Source organism: uncultured Campylobacter sp. (genome assembly GCF_938030685.1).
Taxonomy (GTDB): Bacteria; Campylobacterota; Campylobacteria; order Campylobacterales; family Campylobacteraceae; genus Campylobacter_B.
Map to the genome: position 1 here is coordinate 1 of NZ_CALHHX010000181.1, position 8,500 is coordinate 8,500.

Consider the following 8,500-nt stretch of genomic DNA (forward strand, 5'->3'; position numbering starts at 1 on the left):
AGTATGAATTCGCCTTTTTGCAAGAGAAGCTAAAATCACGCGATATCAAGGCTTACGAGCGAAATTTAAGCGTAAAAAATATAGAAATCGCAGGCGTTTTTGAGGAGGTTGCAGGCGGGATTGAGCCGTGGGAGAAGGTTAAAATTTAGCGCCATCATGCGCGGCAGCGGAGAGGAACATACTCGGCTTATGCGAGCGAGCTTTTCGTATGCGGCGCTGCTTTTAAATTTATAGGTTTCATACAGAGCTAAGCTTTGCGTAGCGTCATACAGGATCGCGCGCCGTGTCGCTTCTGCGGCGTCGCATACGCCGCGATCAATTGGCGGCGTAACGTGGCGGATCAGCGCTAGCGTCATTATCTTGCCTCCTAAAATACGAGCCCGCTAAGAACTTGCGCCGTTATGTTTCCGCTCCTACAGGATACTTGATGTTTAGATTTGCGCTATTTATGCGAAATCTGCTATGGTTCTTACTCCGTAGCCACGACGAGCGCGAGGGTATGCTTCAAAGCATGGATTTGCGGGCTATTTAAGCCTTTCATAGCTTTCGCATGAGCTTTACCATGCCCTTTCATGTTCCGCTACCGAGCTCATAAATCTATCCTTGCCGCCTAGCTCGCAGGCCTTTTTGTAGTACTGCACGGCTTTAACATTATCTATGCCCTCGTAAAGACGTGCTAAATTTAAACACGCAAGCCAGCTGTCTGCGATATCCATATCGCAACCGCGCACATAGTAACCTACGCCCTTTATAGCGTCTTTGCGCGCGCCTCTGCCTCCCATATACGCAGAGCCTGCGTTACTGCAGCCTATCGCGTGCCCGTCATCGCAGGCTTTGTCAAACAGCTCCGCCGCCTTCGCCTCATCGCGCGGTATCCCCTCTCCGCTTTGATACAAAATGCCTAAATTTACGCACGACTCCACATCGCCGCCTTTGCAAGCTTTGACGTATAACGGCGCAGCCTTTAGCAGATCTTGTGGCACGCCCCAGCCATAATTATAAATCTGCGCCAACGCCCCGCACGCCTTCACATCGCCCTTATCGCAGGATTTTGTAGCCCTACTTATATCGTCTGCAGTGATTTCAAAATTTTCGGCTAGCGCGAAATTTGCGGAAAGCACCGCGATAAGCGCTAGAACTGAAATTTTATTTTTCATTTTAGTCCTTTTTGATTTTTTAAGATCGCCCGCCAAGCCTAAGGCACGGATTTATCGCTGGAGTTCGGGTTCGTTCTCGCACGCTCTTTGCTTTTTAGAGCCTCGTAAATTTCATCGACGCTGCTTAGATTTTGATCCAAAACCTCTCTCGCCTTTTTTAGCGTGCGTGCGCCAAAAATCCCATCCTGCTTGGCTCCGATGCTTTTTTGGATATATAAAATTTTATCCTTTTGCATCGCAGCGGAATCCTTAGTCGCCCCGGAAGCGGAATTTGAAGCAGGGCTTTCAGAGCCGCTAGAGCTTGCACTCGTAGAATTTTCGTCTGCAGAATTTACGCCATCACTCGCGGAAGCGGAATTTTCGTCCTCAAAAAATGCAGGCATCCACCCTCGCAGCAGCCCTGCTGCGCCGGTTTTCGGCACGTAGCCCGTATTTGCCGCGCCTCCGTAGATTGCGCTAGCTAAAACGGCGCAGAGCAGAGCTTTACAAAAGCGAGCAAACGCCGCGCCGCCTCTGCCGCAGCGATATTCTCGCGGAATTTTACGAGCTTTTACAGCGCACCGCACTGCGCTTGCCAGCCACAGCACTCCTCCGCCTAACAGCCCCGCAGCAGCGATTGCCACGCCACATGCAAGTGTCCAAAAATAATGCTCCGCAAAGATCATCTCGAAGCAGCCCTCGCACGCCAGCGCAGCCGCTGCGATGAGCGCGCCTCCGCCTATGCACCACATCGCGCGGTCATATCGCGGACTTAGCACGCCAAGCGCCCCAGCCATCGCTCCGCCCAAATCACGAGCGCATTGCTGCGAAATAAAGCCATCACAAACGCGCATAATCGCCGCGGCAAAACTCTGCGCGCAATCCTCGCGCAAAGAACGCGGGAAAAAGAACTTCTTTAATCGCGCAAAGGGCGAAATTTTAGAATTTGACGCGGCAGGATCTCGCGTATTCGCGCGATTTTTAAATTTTGCAGCGGCGAGGTTTTTGGAATTTGCGGAATTGATTGCGGCGGAGTCTATGGAATTTGTGGAATTTTCAGCACCCAAGACACTTAAATCTCGGTAATCTCGCTCGCCGTGTAATTCGTAAAGATCCTCCGCGACGCGATCAGAAGTGCCGCTTAAGCCCTCTTGCGAGCCGGCAAAATTAGGTCCATTCTGCGCGAGAGCTTCGCTGTTTTGCTGCCTATCCTCAAAATCGCCGGCAGAATTCTCTCCACCTTCCAAAAGATCCGCCCCTGCAAATTTTATGCCGCCGCTCACTCCTCCTGCGAACCTGCCTTGCTCTCCGCGCAACCCCAGGCGATTATCTTCCGCGCCCATAGAATTTGCCGGAGCGCTAGCAAATTTCGTACTCGCAAATTTTACGCTCGCGCCGCCCTTGAGATTTTCTTTGCGCGAAGCGTCTTTTGCAAGGCTCAAAGCGTCGCGATCAGCCGTGCCGCAGGTAGAATTTACAGAGTTAAAATGTCTATCCGCGCCGCGCAACTGCTCGAGATTTAGCGTCTCGCCGCGCAGCTTAGCACTAGTTAGGCGCATCGCCGCATCCAGCGCAGGCTTTGCGCGAAATAGCGCAAAAAGGCTTTGCGCATCGTCCCGCCCTAGTCTAGCGGGTGCGCCGCGCACCGCCGCAAGCTCCGGCGCAAAAACTTCGTCCAAAAAATTAGGTCTTACGAATGTTGCACCTCCGAAGCACGCCGCATCGTAAGCCTTGCCGCAGACGGCAAAACTCAAGCGCAAAAAATCATCCTCCGCGCTAAATACCGCTTCGCAGCTGCCCTGCACCGCTCGCAGCGAGTTTAGACGAAATAAAAATCTGCGCGCAGCAAAGCCTACGCCCTTGCTGCATAAAAACTCCAGCAGCTCGCGCCCAAAAACCTGCGAGCTAGCGCCTATGCTGACGCTCGGGCGGGCATAAACGGATATTTTGCCGGTGCGAGTGAAATACCCGCGCCCATCGCAGTGCTCGCAGCGAAAATCACCCGCACCGCCGCACTTTTCGCAACGCAATCTGCCCGCACCGCCGCAAGCGGGACAAATGCGCAAGCCGCTACCGCCGCAGCTAGCGCAGGGGATGAAGCGATAACCCATAGAATTTGGCGCAGAGCCTGCAGAGTCGCCTCCAGAAAGGTTGCGCGCATGAGCGTCCGTAGAGCTTAATGCCGCGCGGCTATAGCCATCGGTGCCCTTGCAATCGGGGCAGATCAAGCGCCCGCGCCCGCCGCAGTTAGCGCACGGCGTCTTGCCTGCGCCTTCGCAGCCTTTGCAGCGTCTCCTGCCCGATCCGCCGCAATGCTCGCAACGCAGCTGAACGCTAAAGGGCTTAAAATCGTGAAATTTTATGATCTGATCCGCATTCATAGCGGCTTTTTGGGGATCTGCACGCAGGCGTAGCATAAAAGCCTCGCTTAGCTCCGCATCCGCGCTCGCCGCGCGTAAGCACTCGCGCGCATGAGCTTCGAACTGCGCGACGTCAGCGAAATGCAGCTGTGCGCGCTCGCCGCCGCTTATCTGCGAGACGCTAAACTTGCCGGCGAAGTCGTAACGCACGCCAAGCCTCACGCTAAATCCGTAAAACTCGCGATCAAGCTCACGCAGATCGGCGCCTCCGCTACGCGCTAGTGCTTTGAGCCTAGCGACAAACGCCTCTGCTAGCTCCTCTTTATCCAGCTTGTCCATGATCGCTCCTTTCTTGCGGGCGCGCCACAAAGCCACGCCGCATAAATTTTAAAATTCCTTTATTGAAATCCTGCAAATTTTGCATTTCATACAATTATACCGCGAAAGGGAATTTTAAAATTCCAAAATCTCACGCAGGATGGAATTTAGCGCCATTGCGCGCCGTAAAATCTCGCTGCAAATCAAAACTCTAAAATAGAGCTCGACGCAAAATCTCGCACTGCGGCGCGGCGACGTACATAACTGCCACAACAAATACGGCGCGAACGGATCGCAAAACGGAGCCGCCAGGCATACAGCGCCCGAGCGGTAGCAGCGGGTATGCAAGACTTTAATTCCGCAGCAGCGCATAATTTGGCTCGCGATGATGCACGACACAGAGTAACGCGAAGCAAATTTCACGCCTGCATAAAATTTTAAATTTCACGGCGAGCTCGTACGTACGCACAGCATGAAATTTAAAATTTTACGACAGCTATAGCGCGGTGTGCAGCGGCCTAAAATTCTGCGATAAGCGGCGCGCAAATTTCAATCCCGCGCGACAATCAGGCGACGGGCGCGTGGAGTGCAATTTAATTTACAAGCGCGTAGCCGACATATCATCGCGCAAATTTAGTCGCAGCGAGCAGCACGGCGCAAAATTTCATTGCCGTGACGCAGCGGCTCGTAAAATTTAGCTCTACGATGTCGCGCAGTTATAGCCGCCTAGCCTTTGCAAGCAAAACGGATCAGACACATCCGCGCCCACCGCAGGCGATACACGGCGGTGCGTAAAATTTAATCCGGGCGCCGCAAACCTCCGCCAACATGACTGATCGTACGAGCGTAAAATTTAGCCGCCTGCCGCATAATTTAACTCACGGCGGCGTATGTCGCGGCGCAAGCGCGAATTTTAGATCGTGCGGCGATCTGCTGCGCGACCGACAGATTAATTTCACGGTGCGCTCGACATGAAATTTAGAATCTCGTAGCGACACATGACACTGTGAGCAGCCGCGTGAAATTTTGAATTTCACGGCGAGCTTATGCATTATGAAATTTTAAATCTTGCCGCGATGAGCTCGCAAACTCGCGAGCGGCTCGGTTTAAGATCTCGCGCCCGGTTTTGCACGGAATTTTGCGGGCGAAATTTCAAATGCAAACCCGCGCAAGTTTCGCGCCGAATTTCTGCGTAAATCTTGCGCGAAATTTAATGAAATTTTGCAGGCCGAGCCCGGCGCGCCGAAACTCGATTAATCAAAACCTAGCGCACTAAAACCGGGGCGAGATAAACTCGCCGCAACCTGCAAGCAAAATTTATCGCCGCCGAAGCCCACAGCCAAATTTTACCGCCCAAGCGCGGAATTTTCGGCTTTGGTTTTGAGCGCCTAAAATAAAATTTCAAATCACGCAAGCCCGCTTATGACGCCCCCATCCGTGATCTTCATGTTTAGCGCGTTAGGAACCTTCGGCAGCCCCGGCATAAGCATTATCTTGCCGCAGACGGCGACGATAAAGCCCGCTCCCGTGCGAATCTGAAGGTCCTTGACGCTAAGCTTAAAGCCGCGCGCGCGCCCGAGCGCCTTAGCATCGTCGCTGAAGCTATACTGCGTCTTTGCGATACAGACATTTAGCCGCTCAAGCCCCAAAGCCTTGATGTGCTGTAGCGCCTTTTGCGCCTCGGGCTCGAAAACGACCTCGCTCGCGCCGTAAATTTTAGTAGCGATCTTTTCGATCTTGCTCGCCGTATCGTCGCTAAGCTCGTAGGCAAATTTCAGCTCCTTAGCGCGCTCGCACTCATCTACTACGAGGTGGGCTAGCTCAAGCGCGCCCTCGCCTCCTTTGGCGAAATTTTCGCAAATCGCCATCTGCACGCCGCGCTGCTTGCAGTACTCGCGTACGAAAGCGATCTCCTCGTCGCTATCGAAGCTGAAGCGATTAAGCGCCACGACCGGATTTAGCCCGAAGTTTTGTAAAATTTCAATATGTCCGCCTAAATTTACGATACCTTTTTGAAGCGCGGCAAGATCAGGGCTCGCGATACTTTCTTTATCCGCGCCGCCGTTGTATTTAAGCGAGCGGATCGTGCTAACCAGCACCGCGGCATCCGGAGCGATGCCGGCGCGGCGGCACTTGATGTCGATAAATTTTTCAGCCCCGAGCTCGCTTCCAAAGCCCGCCTCCGTCACGGCGTAATCGGCAAGACTTAGAGCTAACTTGCTCGCCATTATGGAGTTGCAGCCGTGCGCGATATTTGCAAAAGGTCCTCCGTGCACGAGCGCGGGCGTGTGCTCAAGGCTTTGGATGAGATTTGGTTTCATCGCGTCTTTTAGTAGGATCGCCACGGCATCCGCGCAGCCCAGATCGCGCACATATATCGGCTCTCCCTGCGTATCGTAGGCGACCATGATGTTTGCGATGTTTTCTTTAAGCTCGGCAAGATCGTTTGAGAGGCACAGCACCGCCATTATCTCGCTAGCCGCGGTGATATTAAAGCCGTCCTCGCGCTGCACTCCGTCGGTGCGCCCGCCCTGCCCAACGGTGATGTGGCGCAGCGCGCGGTCGTTCATATCCATGCAGCGCTTCCACAAAATTTTATCGATCTTTAGCGGGTTTTCTTGATACAGCGAGTTGTCGATGACTGCCGAAATGAGATTGTTTGCGGAGGTGATCGCGTGAAAATCGCCGTTAAAATGCAAATTTAGATCGTCCATCGGCACCAGCTGCGAATATCCGCCGCCAGCAGCTCCTCCTTTGATACCAAAAACTGGCCCCAGCGACGGCTCGCGCAGCGCAAGGCAGACGCTTTTGCCTAGGCGCTTTAGCGCGTCGGCTAGACCGATAGAGGTCGTCGTCTTGCCCTCGCCAAACGGCGTCGGATTGGTCGCCGTGACCAAAATAAGCTTCGAAGCGCGCGATCGCGGCTTGATATTTAGCTTGGCTTTGTAGTGGCCGTACAGCTCGATCTCATCTTCGCTAAGCCCCAAATTTTTCGCAACGTTTGAAATTTTATCCGGCTTCGCCGCATTTGCTATTTCGATATCGCTCAACATTTTCTCTCCTTAAATTTAAAATTTTATCGCGCAGCGTTTACGCACCGCCTCTTTAAAGCCGCGCATTAGCTCGCGCCGCTACGCACACCTTATCCACGAGCCGCGCAAGATCAAAGCTCGCGCCGCGAAATTTGCCCCGGCTAAATTTCGATCTCGATGCCCACGGGGCAGTGGTCGCTGCCCATCACGTCGCTTAGGATGAAAGCGTCCTTTAGCCCCGAGCGCAAATTTGCCGAGATGAAAAAATAATCGATCCGCCAGCCTATGTTTTTGGCACGCGCGTTAAAACGGTAGCTCCACCACGAGTAGGCGTCCCGCAGCTCGCCGTGCACGGCACGGAATGTATCGACGAAGCCCGCCGCCTCCACCTCATCGAGCCACGCCCGCTCGATCGGCAAAAAGCCCGAGGTTTTGGAGTTTGCTTTGGGGTTCGCAAGATCGATCTCACGGTGCGCGGTATTTACGTCGCCGCAAAATATCACTCCGAGCCCCTGCTCCGCGAGGCTGCGCGCGTAGGCTAGGAATTTCGCGTAAAATTCCATCTTGTAGGCTAGCCGCGCCTCGTCCTTTTGGCCGTTGGGAAAGTAGATATTAAAAAGCACGACATCGCCGAAGCGGTGCTGCAGCATGCGCCCCTCGTCGTCGGGGAAAAACAGCGCTTTGCTCGTCTCGCTTTTAAATTTTGCTAGGCTCGCCACGCCCGAATATCCCGCACGAGCGGCGGAATTTAGATCGATCTGAGAAAATCCGAGCTCATAAAGCCCTTTCGGAGCGTCCTTCTCGCTCACCTTGATCTCTTGCAAGCCCAAAAAATCGGGGTTTTGCTCCGCAAGCCACGCGAAGCCGTCTTTGCCGAGTACTGCGCGCAGTCCGTTTACATTCCAACTAATCAGTTTCAAATTTAGCCTTTGGCGCAAAAATTTTGGTATGATTATACGAAATTTTGACTAAATTTAAAGGAAAATTATGCGCAATCAGCCCAAATACCGATTTTTTGCCAACTGGGGCTACGCGATGGCGGGTCTTTGCGAGATGCTGCGCAGCGAGCGTAGTTTTAGGCTCGAGCTTTTCGTGTTTGTCCCGCTTCTGCTGTCGCTATTTTTTTGGAATTTCGGCGCGACTCTAAATCTATTTTTGATCTTCGGCGCGGTCTTTACTATAGCGCTAGAGTGCGTAAACTCCGCCATAGAGCGCGCGGTCGATCTTGCCACGAGCGAAATCCACCCGCTAGCCAAGGGTGCCAAAGACACCGCAAGCACGGCCGTGATGATGAGCCTATTTCTCAATGCCGTACTGTGGGGATATGCGCTGATAGATAAGTTATTTTAGTAACGAACTGCGTATAAAAATTTAATTTCGCCGCAGCGCCATAGATAAATGGCAAATTAAGCCTAAATTTCGTAAAATCGCCGCCAAGACGCGAGGTCGCGTAATACGTTAAAAGGCAAACCATGCAAAACTCAACCGCATAAATCCCGCTAGATTTAAACCAAATAAACCAATCAAATTTAAATTTAACGGAGAACAACCATGAAAAGACGAGACTTTCTAAAACTAGGCGCGCTGGCTGCGGCTTCAGCGCAGGCAAAACAATTTGACGCGGCGGCGCAGGCGATATTTGACGAGCAGATGG

5 protein-coding genes are annotated in these 8,500 nt (G+C 53.0%); 1 reads left to right on the forward strand and 4 read right to left on the reverse strand.

Features of this window, described 5'->3' with window-relative positions; translation table 11 throughout:
• Nucleotides 1-557: 557 nt before the first annotated feature.
• The 4 genes from Q0369_RS08410 to Q0369_RS08425 all read right to left on the reverse strand — a co-directional run bounded on the left by Q0369_RS08410 (nt 558) and on the right by Q0369_RS08425 (nt 7,766).
• Entirely contained in the window at nt 558-1,157 is a 600-nt protein-coding gene (locus Q0369_RS08410; protein ID WP_298098590.1) for a tetratricopeptide repeat protein, read from the reverse strand.
• Between the two features lie 38 nt (nt 1,158-1,195).
• Complete coding sequence (locus Q0369_RS08415; RefSeq protein ID WP_298098593.1) at nt 1,196-3,835, reverse strand: hypothetical protein; 2,640 nt, start codon at nt 3,833-3,835, stop codon at nt 1,196-1,198.
• 1,385 nt (nt 3,836-5,220) lie between these two features.
• Nucleotides 5,221-6,867 (reverse strand): formate--tetrahydrofolate ligase, encoded by a 1,647-nt coding sequence (locus tag Q0369_RS08420; protein ID WP_298098596.1) that lies wholly within the window; start codon nt 6,865-6,867, stop codon nt 5,221-5,223.
• Nucleotides 6,868-7,007: 140 nt separating this feature from the next.
• Complete coding sequence (locus tag Q0369_RS08425) at nt 7,008-7,766, reverse strand: exodeoxyribonuclease III (protein WP_298098599.1); 759 nt, start codon at nt 7,764-7,766, stop codon at nt 7,008-7,010.
• Nucleotides 7,767-7,833: 67 nt separating this feature from the next.
• On the opposite strand from Q0369_RS08425, the gene Q0369_RS08430 reads away from it, so the two are divergent.
• Complete coding sequence (locus Q0369_RS08430; RefSeq protein ID WP_298098603.1) at nt 7,834-8,196, forward strand: diacylglycerol kinase; 363 nt, start codon at nt 7,834-7,836, stop codon at nt 8,194-8,196.
• Nucleotides 8,197-8,500 lie beyond the last annotated feature (304 nt).

Coding starts and splice junctions, on each gene's coding strand:
- Q0369_RS08410 (WP_298098590.1), bottom strand. CDS start 1,157: ATGAAAAATAAAATTTCAGTTCTAGCGCTTATCGCGGTGCTTTCCGCA.
- Q0369_RS08415 (WP_298098593.1), bottom strand. CDS start 3,835: ATGGACAAGCTGGATAAAGAGGAGCTAGCAGAGGCGTTTGTCGCTAGG.
- Q0369_RS08420 (WP_298098596.1), bottom strand. CDS start 6,867: ATGTTGAGCGATATCGAAATAGCAAATGCGGCGAAGCCGGATAAAATT.
- Q0369_RS08430 (WP_298098603.1), top strand. CDS start 7,834: ATGCGCAATCAGCCCAAATACCGATTTTTTGCCAACTGGGGCTACGCG.